This is a genomic window from Pirellulales bacterium (assembly GCA_035939775.1).
GTDB lineage: Bacteria > Planctomycetota > Planctomycetia > Pirellulales > DATAWG01 > DASZFO01.
Map to the genome: position 1 here is coordinate 1 of DASZFO010000071.1, position 16,020 is coordinate 16,020.

At 61.3% G+C, this 16,020-nt stretch carries 13 protein-coding genes; 8 read left to right on the forward strand and 5 right to left on the reverse strand.

The features are described 5' to 3' along the window. The first annotated feature begins 332 nt into the window (after nucleotides 1-332). The 5 genes from VGY55_03945 (at nucleotide 333) to VGY55_03965 (ending at nucleotide 5,100) form a co-directional block, all read left to right on the forward strand. The gene (locus tag VGY55_03945) at nucleotides 333-1,307 is read left to right on the forward strand and encodes a UDP-glucuronic acid decarboxylase family protein (protein ID HEV2969117.1); all 975 of its coding nucleotides are present in this window, start codon (nucleotides 333-335) and stop codon (nucleotides 1,305-1,307) included. 133 nt (nucleotides 1,308-1,440) lie between these two features. Continuing rightward, a complete protein-coding gene (locus VGY55_03950; protein HEV2969118.1) occupies nucleotides 1,441-1,773 on the forward strand; it encodes a rhodanese-like domain-containing protein in 333 nt (110 codons plus the stop codon). Nucleotides 1,774-2,090: 317 nt separating this feature from the next. Next, a complete protein-coding gene (locus tag VGY55_03955) occupies nucleotides 2,091-2,858 on the forward strand; it encodes an ABC transporter permease (GenBank protein ID HEV2969119.1) in 768 nt (255 codons plus the stop codon). Between the two features lie 126 nt (nucleotides 2,859-2,984). Continuing rightward, nucleotides 2,985-3,818 (forward strand): ABC transporter ATP-binding protein, encoded by an 834-nt coding sequence (locus VGY55_03960; GenBank protein ID HEV2969120.1) that lies wholly within the window; start codon nucleotides 2,985-2,987, stop codon nucleotides 3,816-3,818. A gap of 118 nt (nucleotides 3,819-3,936) precedes the next feature. Continuing rightward, the gene (locus VGY55_03965) at nucleotides 3,937-5,100 is read left to right on the forward strand and encodes an MlaD family protein (protein ID HEV2969121.1); all 1,164 of its coding nucleotides are present in this window, start codon (nucleotides 3,937-3,939) and stop codon (nucleotides 5,098-5,100) included. Between the two features lie 116 nt (nucleotides 5,101-5,216). On the opposite strand, the gene VGY55_03970 is transcribed toward VGY55_03965, so the two are convergent. The 3 genes from VGY55_03970 to VGY55_03980 form a co-directional block, all read right to left on the reverse strand. Further along, nucleotides 5,217-5,999 carry a creatininase family protein gene (locus tag VGY55_03970; protein HEV2969122.1) on the reverse strand — a complete coding sequence of 261 codons (783 nt, stop codon included), beginning with the start codon at nucleotides 5,997-5,999 and terminating at the stop codon, nucleotides 5,217-5,219. A gap of 25 nt (nucleotides 6,000-6,024) precedes the next feature. Further along, nucleotides 6,025-6,906, reverse strand: a complete 882-nt coding sequence (locus VGY55_03975) for an efflux RND transporter periplasmic adaptor subunit (protein ID HEV2969123.1) — start codon at nucleotides 6,904-6,906, stop codon at nucleotides 6,025-6,027. 84 nt (nucleotides 6,907-6,990) lie between these two features. After that, on the reverse strand, nucleotides 6,991-9,072 hold the full coding sequence (locus VGY55_03980) for a biotin/lipoyl-binding protein (GenBank protein HEV2969124.1): 2,082 nt from the start codon (nucleotides 9,070-9,072) through the stop codon (nucleotides 6,991-6,993). Between the two features lie 265 nt (nucleotides 9,073-9,337). Here VGY55_03980 and VGY55_03985 point away from each other — a divergent pair, with 265 nt between their 5' ends. Beyond that, on the forward strand, nucleotides 9,338-12,676 hold the full coding sequence (locus tag VGY55_03985) for a TolC family protein (GenBank protein HEV2969125.1): 3,339 nt from the start codon (nucleotides 9,338-9,340) through the stop codon (nucleotides 12,674-12,676). A 590-nt stretch (nucleotides 12,677-13,266) separates the two neighbouring features. Here VGY55_03985 and VGY55_03990 read toward each other — a convergent pair. Beyond that, complete coding sequence (locus VGY55_03990) at nucleotides 13,267-13,749, reverse strand: YfbM family protein (protein ID HEV2969126.1); 483 nt, start codon at nucleotides 13,747-13,749, stop codon at nucleotides 13,267-13,269. Between the two features lie 433 nt (nucleotides 13,750-14,182). On the opposite strand from VGY55_03990, the gene VGY55_03995 reads away from it, so the two are divergent. Together VGY55_03995 and VGY55_04000 are read left to right on the forward strand one after the other, a co-directional pair. Further along, a complete protein-coding gene (locus VGY55_03995) occupies nucleotides 14,183-14,443 on the forward strand; it encodes a hypothetical protein (GenBank protein ID HEV2969127.1) in 261 nt (86 codons plus the stop codon). Nucleotides 14,444-14,483: 40 nt separating this feature from the next. Further along, the gene (locus VGY55_04000) at nucleotides 14,484-15,110 is read left to right on the forward strand and encodes a GNAT family N-acetyltransferase (protein ID HEV2969128.1); all 627 of its coding nucleotides are present in this window, start codon (nucleotides 14,484-14,486) and stop codon (nucleotides 15,108-15,110) included. Between the two features lie 275 nt (nucleotides 15,111-15,385). Here the strand turns inward: VGY55_04000 and VGY55_04005 are convergent, their stop codons facing one another. Continuing rightward, nucleotides 15,386-15,715: a hypothetical protein gene (locus VGY55_04005; GenBank protein HEV2969129.1), complete on the reverse strand. Its 330-nt coding sequence runs from the start codon at nucleotides 15,713-15,715 to the stop codon at nucleotides 15,386-15,388. Between the last annotated feature and the right edge of the window lie 305 nt (nucleotides 15,716-16,020).

Below are 16,020 nucleotides of genomic sequence, written 5' to 3' on the forward strand. Positions count from 1 at the left end.
CCTGAAGCCCGCGAGGATCGGGAATCTGCTGGAGATCTTCCAGCAAATCCCCTGCGGGGACAGATAACAAGGTGAAACCGCCATGAAAAACAGACTCCGTAAACTCATCGAAATAATACGCACCTTTATCAGAGTGGAAAAGTAGACAGCCCTAGTGAGAATCGGGGAAAGTTAGGGGCTCGGGGCTAGGGGTCTTTGGACTCGGGGACGCCCAAGCGCGACTATCGGCAGCGGCCGTCGGGATACTATATTGACCCCTAGACCGCGCTCGATCTTGCCCAACGCCGGGCGGCGACCGCTTTCCGAACCCCGAAACCCGAGTCCCGAACCCCGTGCCTTCTCTCCACCGCATTCTCGTCACCGGCGGCGCCGGGTTTCTCGGCTCCCACCTCTGCGAACGCTTGGTCGCCGAGGGGCACGATGTGATTTGTCTCGACAACTTCTTCACCAGCCAAAAAACCAACGTCAGCCATTTGCTCGAACAGCCGAACTTCGAGCTGGTCCGTCACGACGTGGTTCATCCGATCTGGCTCGAAGTCGATCAGATCTATAATCTGGCCTGTCCCGCAGCCCCCGGCCATTATCAGTTCAACCCAATCAAGACCTTGAAGACGTCGGTCGTCGGGGCGATTAATGTGCTAGGGATGGCCAAACGCTGCCGCGCGAAAGTCTTGCAGGCCTCCACCAGCGAAGTCTACGGCGATCCCGAAGTCCATCCGCAGCCCGAGTCCTATCGCGGGGCGGTGAATCCGATTGGTCCGCGGGCCTGTTATGACGAAGGCAAGCGCGCCGCCGAGACGCTATTCATGGACTACCATCGAATGAACCGGGTCAACATCCGCGTGGCCCGCATCTTCAACACCTATGGCCCGCGAATGCATCCATTCGACGGGCGAGTTGTGTCGAACTTCATTCTGCAAGCGCTCGAAGGACGGCCGCTCACGATCTTCGGCGATGGTTTGCAAACGCGCTCGTTCTGCTACCGCGACGATCTGATCGAGGGATTGATTCGCTTGATGAACGCGCCCGATGATGTTTTTAGCCCGGTGAACCTTGGGAATCCCGACGAGTTCACGATCCTCGAGCTGTCCGAGTTGGTATTGGAACTGACGGGGTCGAAGGCGCCGCTGGAGCGCCGTCCGCTGCCGGCCGACGACCCGACGAAGCGCCGCCCCGACATCGCCCGCGCCCGCGCGACGCTCGGCTGGCAGCCGACCGTTCCGCTACGCGAAGGCCTCGTGAAGACGATCGAGTGGTTCCGAAAGATCGATGTGAACCAATATCGTGCGCCGACACCAAATTACTAGGGGCTCGGGATTCGCGGGCGCAAGCGGAAATTGGGCCAACGGTAAGATATTTTGTTGCTCTGAACGCCGCACCCATCCGTCGCGCCGAGGGATTCTCGAATCCCGAGTCCCGTATCCCGAGCCCCGCTCCCTTATGCCCGCTCCAATCGAAACCGACTGCCGCACGGTTCATTCAGATCTGGCCGCCGGCGCGGATTTTTTGCTTCTCGATTGTCGTGAGCCGGATGAATTTGCGATCGCGAAGATTGAGGGGGCGCAATTACTGCCGATGAGCGAGTTGGCGGCGCGGGTCGACGAATTGGCCCCGTACCGCGACCGTCGAATTGTGGTCCACTGCCATCATGGCGGCCGCAGTCTGCGCGTGGCCAATTGGCTGCGCGGCCAGGGCTTCGATCAGGCACAGAGCATGGCTGGCGGCATAGACGCCTGGGCCACCGAAATTGATCCGACCGTGCCGAGATATTAGCGTCGTTCCAGTTTAACCAAACAACCGAGTCGCTGTTACCGGAAAACTTCTCTCAAGCGGTAGAATCAAATGGTCGAAATAGGAGCGGAAGCATCAGTTTAGCGGCCGGTCGCGCGCGAGCGCAGCTAGCAGCGCGAGTGCCGTATGCAATCGTGGCGAGCGCCGCGCCGGAAGGCCGCTTCTTTCATATTTCGTACTTCGGCCTTCGTACTTCGTACTTAACCGCCATGTCTGCCGCTCCGAACACTTTCGCCTCTCGGTTTTGGTTGGCGATCGCCGACTGGATCGCCGATTTGGGCGAGGTCGTGTTCAATTGGATGGCGACGCTCGGCGACATGGCCCTCTTCTTTCTGCGAATCACCGGCTGGATCGTACGGCGGCTGCCGCGTCGCGAAACGCTGCTGCCGGCCTTTTATCAAACGGGCGTGTTGAGCCTGCCCGTCGTCGCGCTCACCGGCACTTTCATCGGCATGGTGCTGGCGGTGCAGAGCTATTCGCAGTTTCGCCAATTGCACCTAGAGACCCGGCTCGGGTCGATCATCAACATGTCGCTCGTCCGCGAACTCGGTCCCGTGCTGGCGGCCACGATGCTGGCCGGCCGGGTAGGGAGCGCGATGGCGGCCGAGCTGGGCACCATGCGCGTCACGGAGCAGATCGACGCCCTGAGCAGCATGGGCGCCAGTCCGATCCATTATCTGGTCGTCCCGCGGTTTCTCGCCTGCCTGCTCTTGATCCCCATGCTCACGATCATGGCCGATTTCATGGGGGTCGTCGGCGGATTCTTTTATAGTGTCGAGCTGCTGGGGATCGACTCGCATTATTATTGGTCCAATTCGCAAAAATTCGTCGGCGCGTATGATCTCTATGAGGGGCTGGTGAAGAGCCTGTTCTTCGGCGCGGCGATCGCAGTGATCAGTTGCCATCGCGGCTTCAATTGCGATCCGGGGGCCGAAGGGGTCGGCCGGGCCGCCACGAATGCGTTTGTTTACTCATTTATCGCAATCCTTGTTCTGGATCTCTTTCTCGCCATCATTCTTAACGCGATTTATACGATGATCTGGCCGCAGGGAGTGACGCTATTGTGAATTGCGGATTCTTGATTTTGGATTTTCGATTTTGGATTGCGGATTGTGGTCGCTCGCGATTGAGAATCCAAAATCGGCAATCCAAAATCCAAAATCGCTGCTGATGAGCAGTAGGCAAAAAGTGCCATGGCTGCAATTACCAAATCCTCAGAGCCGGCCCAGCCGCTGATTGAAACGCGGGACTTGACGGTCAAGTTCGGGCGGCAGACGGTGTTGCGCGGGCTGAGCCTTGCGGTTCCGCGCGGGCAGACGCTGGCCGTGATCGGCGAGAGCGGGTGCGGCAAGACGGTGCTGCTCAAGAGCTTGATCGGTTTGGTAAAGCCGTCGGGCGGCGCCGTGATATTCGATGGCCGAGATTTGGCGGAATTGAAAGAACACGAGCTGACGCACGAGCGGATTCGCTATGGCTACCTGTTCCAAGGCGCGGCCCTGTTCGACAGCCTGACCGTTGCGCAGAACGTCGCCTTTCCCCTGCGCCAGCACACGGATTCCGATAACGACAAGATTCGTGAGATTGTCCACGCTCGGTTGGCGGAAGTCGGGCTCCCGGAAAGCGTCGCGAGAAAAAAACCGGCCGAACTTTCGGGCGGAATGCGGAAGCGGGTGGGACTGGCCAGAGCGCTCGTCCTCGATCCCGAGGTGATTCTGTACGACGAGCCGACAACCGGGCTGGACCCGATCATGAGCGACGTGATCAATGAATTGATTTTGCGCACGCGCGGCAAGCGCCCGGTCACGAGCGTCGTGGTGACGCACGACATGCATACGGTGCAAAAAGTCGCCGAACGGGTGGTCATGCTCGATTCATTGGCTCGGCTCAAGCCGGACCAACCCCAGATGATTTTCGACGGACCGGCGAAGCAATTGGAACACAGCCAGGATCGCCGCGTGCGGCAGTTTGTGCGCGGCGAAGCGGGAGAACGACTGATGGAGTTGGCAGAGCAGGCGGCGGCGAACTGACAGAGGGAATGAGGACGGAGGTCGGACGTCGGAGGTCGAACAATAGCCGATTCGCTTGCGTTAGCCGGTTCGCTTGCGAACCGAAGTTCACGCGGGTCGGGGTGCGACGGAGTGAGTCATGGACGAACGGATCATGCAATTTCGCGTCGGGGTGGTGGTGCTGGCGGTCGCGCTGATCGCCGGCTTCCTGACGCTCTTGTTCGGCCATCTTCCGGCATCACTCCTGCACAGAACTTACAGCATCTATATCGAGTTTCCCCAAGCCCCCGGCGTTTCCGTCGACACACCGTTGCGCAAGAGCGGAATCTTGATCGGGCGGGTGACGAAGGTCGAGTTGATCGGCGAGCAGCAGGAGCGCGTGCGCGTGACCGTGGCCGTCGATCAGGATTACAAAATACTGCACAGCGACACCGTGCGAATCTCCGCCAGTCTGCTGGGCGACGCGGAACTGCAAGTCGTTCCCGGAGCGGATGCCGACAAACAAGACAACTTCCTCGCGCCGACGGGGCAGCGGGATCCGCGGCGGGGACAATTCGTACCCATCGCCGACAAAGCCGATAAGCAAGCGAACGCTCCAGTCCAACCCGGTGAAACGCTCCACGGGACCGTCGCCAACAATCCGCTCCAGTCGATGTCGAACCTCGAGCCGGAAATGAGCCGGGCCGCTCGAGCGCTCACCACCGCCAGCGATCAAGTGAACAAGCTGGCCACGGATATCGATAAGCTCTTGGGGACGAACAACGAGCAGTTCGATCGTTTGCTGAACAAAACGGAGCGCTCGCTCGACATGCTGCAAAAAACGATGGGGAGCCTCGATTCGATCATCGGCGATCCGGAAGCGAACGCCAAGCTGCGCCAAAGCATCGCCGAGATGCCCACGACACTCAAGCAGGCGCAAGACGCGTTGACATCGATTTCAAGGACATCGGCGCGAGCGGAACGGAACCTGGAGAATATGGAGGGCTTCACGAAACCGCTCGGCGAGCGCGGCGAAACGATCATCAACAACGCGGACCAAAGCGTCCGCCGCCTCGACGAACTGTTGGGCCAGATGCAGCAATTCAGCCGCCAGCTCAATAGCCGCGAAGGCTCGCTCGGCCAATTGATGTACAACCCGCAGCTCTATCAGAACCTGAACGAAGCCTCGACGAACATCAACGAGCTGTCGCGGCAACTCAAGCCGATTCTCAACGACGCGCGGGCCTTCTCCGACAAAATCGCCCGCCACCCAGAACTCCTCGGCGTTCACGGCGCTCTCCAGCAAAGCACGGGGATCAAATAGCACGGGCCGACGTTTAGAACGCCTAACAAATCCGGCGGGGGCTGTCCCCTTTTTGCGCAGTCCGCGGAGCAAAACGGGGACTGTCCCCTTCTCCCGGCCGGATTTGTTAGGCGTTCTTAAAACGGAAATCGCTCGTCCAATTCGGCGGCCGAGAGTTCAACGAGGAAGGTCGCCAGGCGATCGACGGCGTGCTTCATCAGCAGGCGGCCCTTCTCGGCCGTCGCGGCATGAGGGTTTCCCGCCCCGCTATTGGTCGTCAGAAGATGCCAAGGGCGCGTGATCGAGACCCAACCGCGGTTCACGGCCTCGAATCGCGTCGGCCGGGTCGCGCCGTCGTCGGCCGCGAGCGAGCCATCCGGATTGCGGGCCACGAGATGCGGAAAACAGGCAAGCGCCAGCGACGTTTCGACCTCGCCCGCATGATCGTCCGGCGCGGAAAAAATCTCCCGCTGCAGGTCGGCCAGCGCGGTGTACCAATTGCAGAGGAATAACTGGGCGGGTGTCTTGCCGAACAATTCGCGGAGCACCGGCTTGAGATCGTTCCCCCCGTGGCTATTGAGCAGCACGATCTTGTGAATGCCGTGGCGCGCGAGCGAATCGACCAGATCGCGAATCACCGCCAAGAGCGTCGATGGATTGACGTTCATTGCCAGCGGAAACGCCATTTGATTGGTCTCGGTGCCGTAGGGGATCGTCGGCAGCAGGATGACCTCCGCCCCGCGATCGTGTGCCGCGGCGCAAATCTGCTCGCCGATCGCGTCGGCCTCGAACACATCGGTGCCGTAGGGCAGGTGCAGATTGTGCGGCTCGGTCGCTCCCAGCGGAAGCACCGCCACCTCGAACGCATGCTCCTTCACGTAAGCGTAGTTGGTTTCGGCGAGCTTCCAGACGCGAGGCATGGGCATTTCCGAAGCGTTTTGGCTCTTACTGGTCGCGGGGCAGGATGGTCATCGAGCCTTGCAGGCCGGGGCGGAGGAGCTGGTCGCGATTCTCGATTTCGGCCCAGACGCGGAATTGGCCGTTCACCGGGTTGACTTCGGGACTAACGAACGCCACCTTGCCGTGGAACTCCGTTCGCGGCGCGCCGGGCAGATCGACCACGAGCGACACGGGGCGACCAACCAAGTCGCCGCCGGTTTCACGCGAGCTGAGAAACGCCTCGGCCCGCAACCGATCCATCCGCAGGATTCGCACGATCGAATCGCCGGGCTGCACCCACTCTCCGCGGCGGCGCTTGATCTGCACGACCACGCCCGAAATCGGTGCGACCACGCGGCGGCGCTCGATGTTGAACGTCGCGGTATCGACCTCGTTCTGCTTTTGCTTGGCGGTCAAGGCGGCGACCTCCTGGTCTTCCTGAGCCTGCTCGTATTCGAGCGCCGCCTTCTCCTTTGCCAGACGAAGCTGATCGAGTTCCGATTGCGAGACGCTCTTGCTGAATTTTCCGACCGATTCGAGTCCGCGCTGCTCCTCGGTCGTCGCGACCTCGAGCGATTTCTTGGCATAGCGAAGCTTCACGTCGCTGTCTGCCTGCTTCTTGGCGATCTCGAATTCGAACTGGGCCTTGTTCCGGGCCAACACCGCTTCGGTGTCCTCGAGCCGCGCCAGCAGAGTTCCCTCCGTGACCGATTGCCCTTCCTGGACGGCGACGTTCGCCAGCGGCCCAGCCTCGCGCGAGGAAACCTCCACCTGCTCGATCAGCGTCACCACGACGGAATCGACATGAATCGCTCCGCCATTCTGCTCCGCGCCGCTGGCGCGGACGAAGAGAACTAAGAGAACGAAGACTGCGATCGTGCGCTTCATTTTTCACTCAAACTCCAGGACACTCCGGTTCGCAAGCGAACGGGCTAACGTAAGCGAACCGCCTAACATCCGACCTCCGACCTCTCAAAACAGCAGGCGCGATTGGATCGTTTCCCAAAGTTCATGTAGCCAGACGTAGCCGAGCGAACGCCGTCCGCAATGGATTTTGGCCATCACCGTCGCTCCCGGTCGAAGTTGCTCGGGCGGAATCTCGGCGCGATCGAAGCTCACGGCGACGAGCACTGTCGCCCCGGTCGTTTTGTCGCTCTCCGTCGACAGCGCCACTCGAGCGATCTTGCCGTTGTACGTCACTCCCGGCCCCGTTGCCAAGATGAACGACACCGGCAGATCCGTCGTTGTTCCTTGTCGGACCTTGCGCTCTTCGGCTTCGCTCTGCTGCGCGTCCAGCACGTGCCCGATCCGATTGTCGGAAACTTGCAGTTCCAGGACCCAGGGGCCATTTGTGTCCGCGACGGACAGCAGCGCCTGTCCGCGAGCGACCGGCCGGGCCGCCAACAGGTCCTTCGCGTTCCAGGTGAGCACGGCGCCGTCGATCGGGCTATGCAGCTCAAGGTCCAGACGCTGGGCACGCAGGAGTTTCTGCTGTTGCACGAGACTGGCCAGGAGCGATTTTACCTCTTCCTCGTCGGCCGAGAGCTGATTGATCTTTTCGGTCGTGTTCGCCGCGCTGTCGCGGCCTGTCGCCAACCGCGAGGCCTGGATCGCGGAGAGCCGGGCTTGGGCCGTTTGGATCTCTCCCGCCAAGCGGCTGAATTCGAAATCGAGCTGCGGTTTGCGAAGAATGGCCAACAGATCGCCGGCCGCCACCTTCTGATTCTGCTGAACCTCGATTCGATCGACGATCCCGTCGGACCGCGCAAACACTTCGCGGCGCAGCTTCGGCTGGAGTTCGCCGCGGGCTGCGATATCGAAATCCGCCGGAATGACCATGAGCGCGATCGCGGCCGCCGCGACGAGCGCCAAGGCCAACACCGTTTTGGGCAACTGCTTGGCCTGCGCCAACCAGCCGACGCGGCCGAAAGTGCGCCACAGAGGCAGCAATGGAACGCTTTCGTACATCTGGGCGTTCCCCAGCGCCGAACCGCTCTGCCGGCACACGGCCGCGATTCGTTCGCGCTGCGCGGGATCGAAGCCCGCTCCGTCGAATCGCTCGATGATGAGGGCGCCGATCGGCGCTCCATCGGTCTGAGCGGAAACCGAGTCGGGCGAATCGGGGCGGTCCTCTCGCGGCCGGTGCAACGGCAGAACCGCCAAGCCGCGGGCGTGAGTCTCATCCAGCACCCGCTCGAGTGGGACCGCGAGCTGCGGCGGGGAGTCCGCGTGGCCCTCGGCTTGCCAAAACGGCTCGCCCGCCGAGTTCACCGCTGTCGCAAGTTGCTCGAGCGACCGCACGACCTCCGCCCGCCGGTCGAGCTTGTCGATCCCGCTGACGGCCAGCAGCCGGCAGCCCGATCCGATCGCGAGCGCGACGCTCACGCGATCACAGCCGATTAGATCGCGGCCGTCATTGGCGATCGTGTAGGCAACGGCCCGCAGTTCCAAGCTGCCGTGAACCTGTTGTGTGAATCGTTCGAATTGCCGCCAGAGAGTTCCCCGATCGCGCAGCTCGCGGAGTTCAGCATTCCGCTGATGTTCGGCCGCCAATTCGCCGATCGCAGCGAGGAAGCGGAGATAGCCATGTTGGGCAAGTGTGGTGACGTTGGGCCGCTGAAACACCTCGACCAGCCCGGCGGCGCCGGCTTCCGCATCAAGCGGGGCGAGCACCAGCAGATAGTCGGTCGGATTGATCGCCTGCGGCTCGCCGGCGAGAGTTGCACGAGGCGCGATCACGCGCCCCTCGCCGGTCGCAAGCACCGCGGCGAGCAACTGCGTGTGGCGTTGGGCATCCGCCCAATTCTCCGCCAGGGGAATCGCATCAAGGCGAAACTGGCACTCCAAATGGATTTGACCGTCGGCGCTGCGAATCCAAATCGCGCCGCCAACGGCCGCCAAGCCCTCGACCGCCCGTTCGAGAACCAACTGATGAAACTGCCGTCCGGTCAGGTCCGATCCGGCCAGCCGGGCCAGATCATCGACCAAGTCCTCGATCTCTCGGCCGGCAACCGGCTCGGAAGCGAATTCGTGCGGTGATGGCTCGTAGCTCATAGAACTTCCAATATAACCCAACCGCAAGCGGCGGTCGCGGCCCTGGCGCGCTGCCGAACCCTGCCAACATTCTCCGGCCCCTGCCAAACTCCCTATCCTCCCGCAGCGTGATCATGAGCGCTGCCGGCCGCTTGGCAAATTGCGAAAATCTTGCCGGTTGTACCGAAATTGTCGGTATTTCCACCCGTGCCGATGCCGATGAGTAGGTCGAAGAAAGGTCAGTTTAGCGGCGCCATCGGATCGCGCCGCCACCATTCGGATAGTCATGAACCGAATCTCGCTCTCCATTTTGGGATTAATGCTAGCGACGGCCGCTTTGTCGACTGGCTGTGGCGCTCAGCATGCGCCGTTCAAATTCCGTTTGAGCGACGACGCGGACCATTACAACAAGGTGGCGACCGAGATTGAATACCCCAACATTGCTGATTGCCCGAGCGACTCCGCGATCACCTGCCCCTCGCCTGAAGCGATCGGGCCCGACAGTCATCCCACGTATTGGGACATGAAGTTGGAAGAGGCGATGCAATTGGGTCTGGCAAAGTCGAAGGTGCTGCACGACTTGGGGGGCACGGTGCTTCGTTCGCCTCCCAACATTCGCACGATCGCCGATCCGGCCATCATCGACACCGATCCGAAGTCAGGCGTCGAGGCGGCGCTTTCGGAATTCGACGCAACCTTCAACTCGCGCGTCGATTATCAGCGAAACAATCGCTTCATCAACAACGTCTTTTTCGGCGGCGGCACGCGCGACCTGGTGCAAGACACCGACGTCTTCCGCAGCGATATCACGAAGACGGCCGCGACCGGCAGCCAGTTCACTTTCGCGCACAACACGGTTTACGACCACAACAACAGCCCCGGCAACTTGTTCGGCAGCTCCTGGGACACGAATTTCGAGGCCTCGGTCCGCCAGCCGTTATTGCAAGGCGCCGGCGTGGAATACAATCGGATCGCGGGGCCCAAAGGCTCGCCGGGGAACTTGAACGGCGTGTTGATCGCTCGGGTGAATACCGACATCAGCCTCGCCGATTTCGAATTGGGTCTGCGCGACATGGTCAGCAACATCGAAAACGCGTATTGGGACCTGTATTTTGCCTATCGCGATCTGGACGCGAAGATCGCGGCTCGCGACAACGCGCTCGAAAGCTGGCGCAAGACGCATGCCCTGTTCCTGGCGGGCCGCCGCGGCGGCGAGGCCGAGAAAGAGGCCGAAGCCCGGCTGCAATACTTCCAATTCCAGGAAGAGGTGCAAAACGCCTGGAGCGGCCGGCTCAACGAGGGAACGCAAACCAACAACGGCTCCGGCGGCGGCACGTTCCGGGCGGCGGGTGGAGTTCGGGTTTGCGAACGTCGCTTGCGGTTCTTGATTGGCTTGCCGGCCAACGACGGCCGCCTGATTCGCCCCGCCGACGAACCGAGCCTGGCGAAAGTGGTCTTCAATTGGGATGAAATCCTGCCCGAGGCCATCAATCGCCGGCCTGAGTTGCGACGCCAGCGGTGGGTCATCAAGCGCGGAGAGCTGGCGCTCATCGCAAGCCGCAATTTCCTGCTGCCCAAGCTCGACACCTTCGGCCTGTATCGAATTCGCGGTTTCGGCCGCGATCTCAAAGACGGTATGGACAACACGACGGAAAACAGCGCTTTCGCGGATCTTACCAGCGGCCAACATCAGGAATGGGAAGTCGGCATGGAGTTGTCCGTTCCGCTCGGCGAGCGCCAGGGGCACGCCGCGGTCCGCAACGCGCAGCTCGTGTTGTCGCGCGAGCGGGCGATCCTCGACGATCAAGAGCGGCAAGTCGTGCTCGACGTGAGCAACGCCGTGGGCGAAGTGGACCGCGCCTATCAAGCGGCGCAGACCGCGTACAACCGCCGCATGGCGGCCAAAGCCGATGTGGCCTCGACCAAAGCGGCCTACGAGTCGGACAAAGCCCCGTTGGATTTGTATCTCGAAGCACAGCGCCGCATTGCGGAGGCCGAGAGCCTATTTTTCGCGGCCCTCGTGGAATACGAGTTGGCGATCAAGAACTTGCACTACGCCAAGGGCTCGCTGCTCGATTACAACGAGGTCTATCTATCCGAAGGTCCGTGGCCAGGCAAGGCTTACAAGGACGCGGCCAATCGCCAGTCCTCGCGCTGGCAGCCGCACGCGCTGAATTATATCTTCCATCAGGGATCGCCGGTCAGCGGCGGAACCGAGCCGAACTATCCGCTCCCGCCGCCCGTCGGTCCGCTGCCTGGTCCGCCTGCTGGGTCGGAGCAAGTGCCTGTGAAGCCGCTGGAAGAAATCCCTTCGACGACTCCTCAGCCGCAAACGGTCACTCCGCCGGCGACGACCGACCGACGGTCGGCGCCGCCCGGAACAACGTTGCGCGCTTACACTCCGCAGCCGACGGTCCAACCGGCCCGCGCGCCGCAGGGGCAGGTGCCGGCGGGGCAGCAATCGACAGCTCAGCAACCTGCCGCTCAACAACAAGCCGCCCAGCAGCAAGCAGCGCAGCAGCCGCTGGCGCGATCGCAGGATCGAGCCGCCACCGACGCGAACCACCCGCCGCTTGCCCCACAAACGAATAACGCGCCGCAATCGACGTATTCGTTCCGATCGACCGCCGCGCCGCGTCCAACCGTTGCACCTCAGCCGGTCCCAGCGCCGCAGCCGACACAATGGTCGCTGAGGACGGCAACGCTTTCTGATTCACGACCCATTGCAGCGCAACCGGCGACTCCGCGGTTCGCGGCTGTCCAGCCGTCAACTAGCGAGCCGGCGGCAGCGGCATCAGCTCCCTCAGCGTATGGGGAATCCTCATTCCAGCGCTCGCCGGCCGATAACGCCGATCCATCGCGCGAACAGAAACTCAACAACAATTCACAATCGAATGACCTCAACTGGCGGCCACTGCCGGATAAGTCGGCGGCGGTCGAGCGGTGGCCGATTCCGGTGAGCCAGATATCATCGTCTTCTCAACAGACAAACGATCGCAGCCCGACGCGAGTCGGCAGTGAACGGCCGCCCGTCGTCAGGCCGGCGGATCAAACGAGCGCCTCTCAAATGATTCCTCGCGAACCCGACGCTCCGCGTGAATCCGTCTTTGTCTCGTCGGCTCGTTCGCAGCAGCCAGGTGCAGCGGTCGAATCGCAACCGTCACACGCCCGGCCCGTCATCATAAACGACTCAACGGTCCAGCCTCGGCAACCGCTGCCGGCATGGCAATCGACCGAGTCACTGACGAGACGATTGCCACCGATTGTTTCGGCGGCAGATTCCGGAGTGCCTCCAGAACCCGCTCGCTCGGCATCATGGCCGGAATCGACCCTGCGCCCCTTGCCCCCGGTCGGCAACACGAACACGTACTTCGTGGCGCCGGCGGCGCAAAACAACAATTACGTGCGACCCACTTCGTACCCGTCCGATTCAGGATCGACCGCTCAGCCCTGGCCGGCCACCGAGGTGCGCCTGCTGCCTCCAGTGCAATCGACGGACTACTCGACCGCCCCGAGCGATCCGCAGCGCCCCGCGGCGACTCAGCCGCTCCCGCCAACTTCCAAAATCCAGCCACTCCCGCCGGTCAATTCACCGCTCGATCGCCTGCCCCCCGTCGGGCCGTAGGGGAGCTTCAATGCTGAATTGACGGGTGCCATGGCCACTGCCCTGAGTGGCCATGCCTCGTTGGAACTCATGCCCACGCCGAGCCGTGGGCATGGCACCCAACATGTCAAAGCAGCTTTGACGCTCCACAAGAAGCAGTTTCAAAACGCCGCGAGGAACGTCCGCCGCGGCGGGGACTTTCCCCTTCTCCCAACCGGTTTCGTTAAGCGTTCTTAGTTTAGAAACGCGCACGTCATTGTTTCTATAGATTGCCAAGTCTCGCAGAATCTTGGCTACCGTCCTTCGATTCGATTTAAGAGCCTCGCGCGGCGCGGCCGATAGAACCAATACAATTCGGTTGGGAGGACAGGATGGCAGATGCTAGCTAGGCTGTCCTGTTTCAGGATAAAGATCATGGTAAGACGACGGATCGGCCTACCATGATCTTTTTTTGCGCGCCGGGCGAATGAGCCTGGATCAGCGTGCGGTGCCACGCCCGCGCGGGGCGCCCTCCGGGCCCCCGAGCGGGTCGGCGTGGGCATGAGCCGCAACGAGGCATGGCCGCCCAGGGCGGCGGCCACGGCACCCATCAATTCAGCATTGACTCGCCACTAGCCAAGCGTCACCAGCAAGCCCTGGCCGGCCTTGGCGGCCATTGCGACGACCTGTTTCAGTTCGCGGAAATACGTCAAGTATTCTTCCTTGAGGTCGTCTTCGGGTTCGTCCCAAATGCCCGGATAAATCTGTTGCTGTTCCATCTCATTGGCGTCGAATCGCGACCAAAGTTGATCGTCGGAAACGTTGGAGAGCGCCTGGTAAATCTGATTCGTCTCTTCCGGTGCAAACCAGCGGAGCGGCGACTCTTGATCATCGCTGAGCCGCTCGCCGCCCGCTAACAAGAACGCGAGCGGGCCATGACCTTCCCACGTTTCGCCCGTCAGTAGGTAGTGCAAGCCATGCCAGGCCTTTTCGAGCGAAACACGATCGGCCGTGGCGGTGCCTCGCCCCGATATTCCGCCCGACGAATCTGGCCCCGATGAAAGTCGAGCGAGGTCTCCTGACGAAGCTGCCGATACTGAGCAGTACATTCCCATCTTGACATTCCCTCTTTGAGTGAAAATGCGCCCGATTCGGTCCAAAACGCCGGGCGCTATGAAAATATAGCTCCTGCCGCGCCAACTGGCCTTGTCGTTGAAGGACCAGCCCGGAACCGCCGGGGACCGTCCTCGATTTCTCCCTCTCCCTTGACGGGAGAGGGCCGGGGTGAGGGTGTCGCGGAGCAAAACGGGAACTGTCCCCCTCTCCGCAGGCGATTCTCGGATAGGCTCTTAGCCGTCGATGGACCAGCCCGGATTTCGCGATTGCCGAACCAATGGGCGTGGTGACAGTCGGGGAAGTCGACAATCGCGGCGAGGATGGCATCCTTGCTCCGGCTGCCGGCGGTCGGGGATAATCCGGCCATGATTTATCCGCTCAAACGCAAACGCCGATTTCAATTCAGCCCGGCCGGCCTGCTAGAATAACCGCATGGACAACCCCGCGAATCCGCCGTTGAATCCGCCGCTACTGGACGGCTCCGAATCGACGCCGAAGGCGAGGCCGGTGTTTCGCGTCCTCGGGATTGTGGCTTTCATGTTCTTGGGCGTCGCGAGCTTTGGTCGGGCCGTATTCAGCGGCTTCCGCGAAGACTTTTGGTCGGCTGGATGGAGCGCATATTCGGGCTTTGTGTTTGCGGCCATTGGCGTTTCCTGGTATGCGAGATTCCGCCACATGCGGACGAAGTTGTGAGATTGGCCGGCGAACAATGGACTCGAAGCAAGGAGCAACTATGCTTGCCATGCCGCCGGTTCAAACCAGAATTCGAATTGCCCCGGCCACGAATCAAGATCGTGCAGCAGTTTATCGGCTCCGACACCAGGTTTACGCTCGCGAACTCCACCAGCATGCCGAGAATCCCGAGGAACTACTAACCGACGCGCTCGACGGTTTCAACGATTACATTACGGCGTCGCTGGATGGCGAGATCGTCGGTTTCGTCAGCCTCACTCCACCCGGGCACGGACGGTATTCGATCGACAAGTATCTCGCCCGGCAGGAACTGCCGTTCCCTTCGGACGATCGACTGTACGATGTTAGATTGCTGACGGTGGCCGCGGAGTATCGAGGTCGCCCGATCGCTGGCCTGCTGATGTATGCGGCCCTGCGGTGGATCGAATCGCGCGGTGGGACAAGAATTGTTGCCATCGGCCGGCGCGAGATATTGGGCATGTATCTCAAGGTGGGATTTGAGCCACTCGGGCGTGAAATCCAATCGGGCTCGGTCCGATTCGAGCTGATGACTGCGACCACGAGTTCCATGCGTGAGAGCTTAGCCCGTTATAAACCGGCCATGCGTAAGGTCGAAAGTGGAATCGATTGGCAGCTCGGAATACCGTTTCATCCGCCAGCGATCTGATCCAAAACGAGGGCGAAAATGCCCATTGCGTTTCGGCCAATCGCCCGGCACGAACTGAAGAAATCCACGGCCGAACCCGCTCCTGGACGATCTGGACGCGTCGGACGATGTTTTGCAGCTCTTTCCATGAGGGCTTCTTCTCCTATCTCCGGCGCCGATTGAGCCTCGTCGTCGCAAAGCCGGTCCTTTGGAGCCATTCCTTAGCCTCCGTCTTTGTTCCCTGGCCATTGCTGCTGGTTCGGATAAGTTCGTCCAGTTCGTCCGTAATCCACAAGTCATGCGAGCGCGTCGTCGGCCTCTGACACCAGGCGGTCGGTCGGCAAATGTAGATCGTTCATCATCGAAGCCCGTTCCTGCACGCCGCGATCGCCCTGGGCAGCCTTGCTCCGGCTGCCCGCGGTCGGGAAAATGCGGCCATGCGGACCGAGCCGCCTCCGGACGGATTCTTCACTCGCGGTCGTGTAGAATGGCGGGCGGTGCGAGAGAGGCGCGAGGCAGATTATCAGCGTGCCAAGCTCGCGTTCCAGGATGGCGGTGGAGTGCGGCCCTCTATCAACGGTCGCCTCGAAGTCGATCCCGCAGACCAATCCGACAGGTTGCCCCAACCCCCTTTCGCAAACCCTGGAGACTCTTGATGGCATTCTGCCCGAAATGCAAAGGTGTTTTGGACGAGATGGCGTTGATATGCCCTCATTGTGGATTTGATTTTCCCTCGACGTATGTTGAGCGGCGCAATGGCATCGAGTTTTCTCGCCTTGCTGACGTTGCGCTGGTGGTTGCGGCGCTCATTACGGGAGTTGGCTGCGCAGCCGCCGTAATCGGAGTGCCGATAGCATCGTAAACGGACAATGGTTAACGGCGTTGATTGGTTGTCCGATCGCCTTTCTATACCAATTCGCCTTGTTGATCG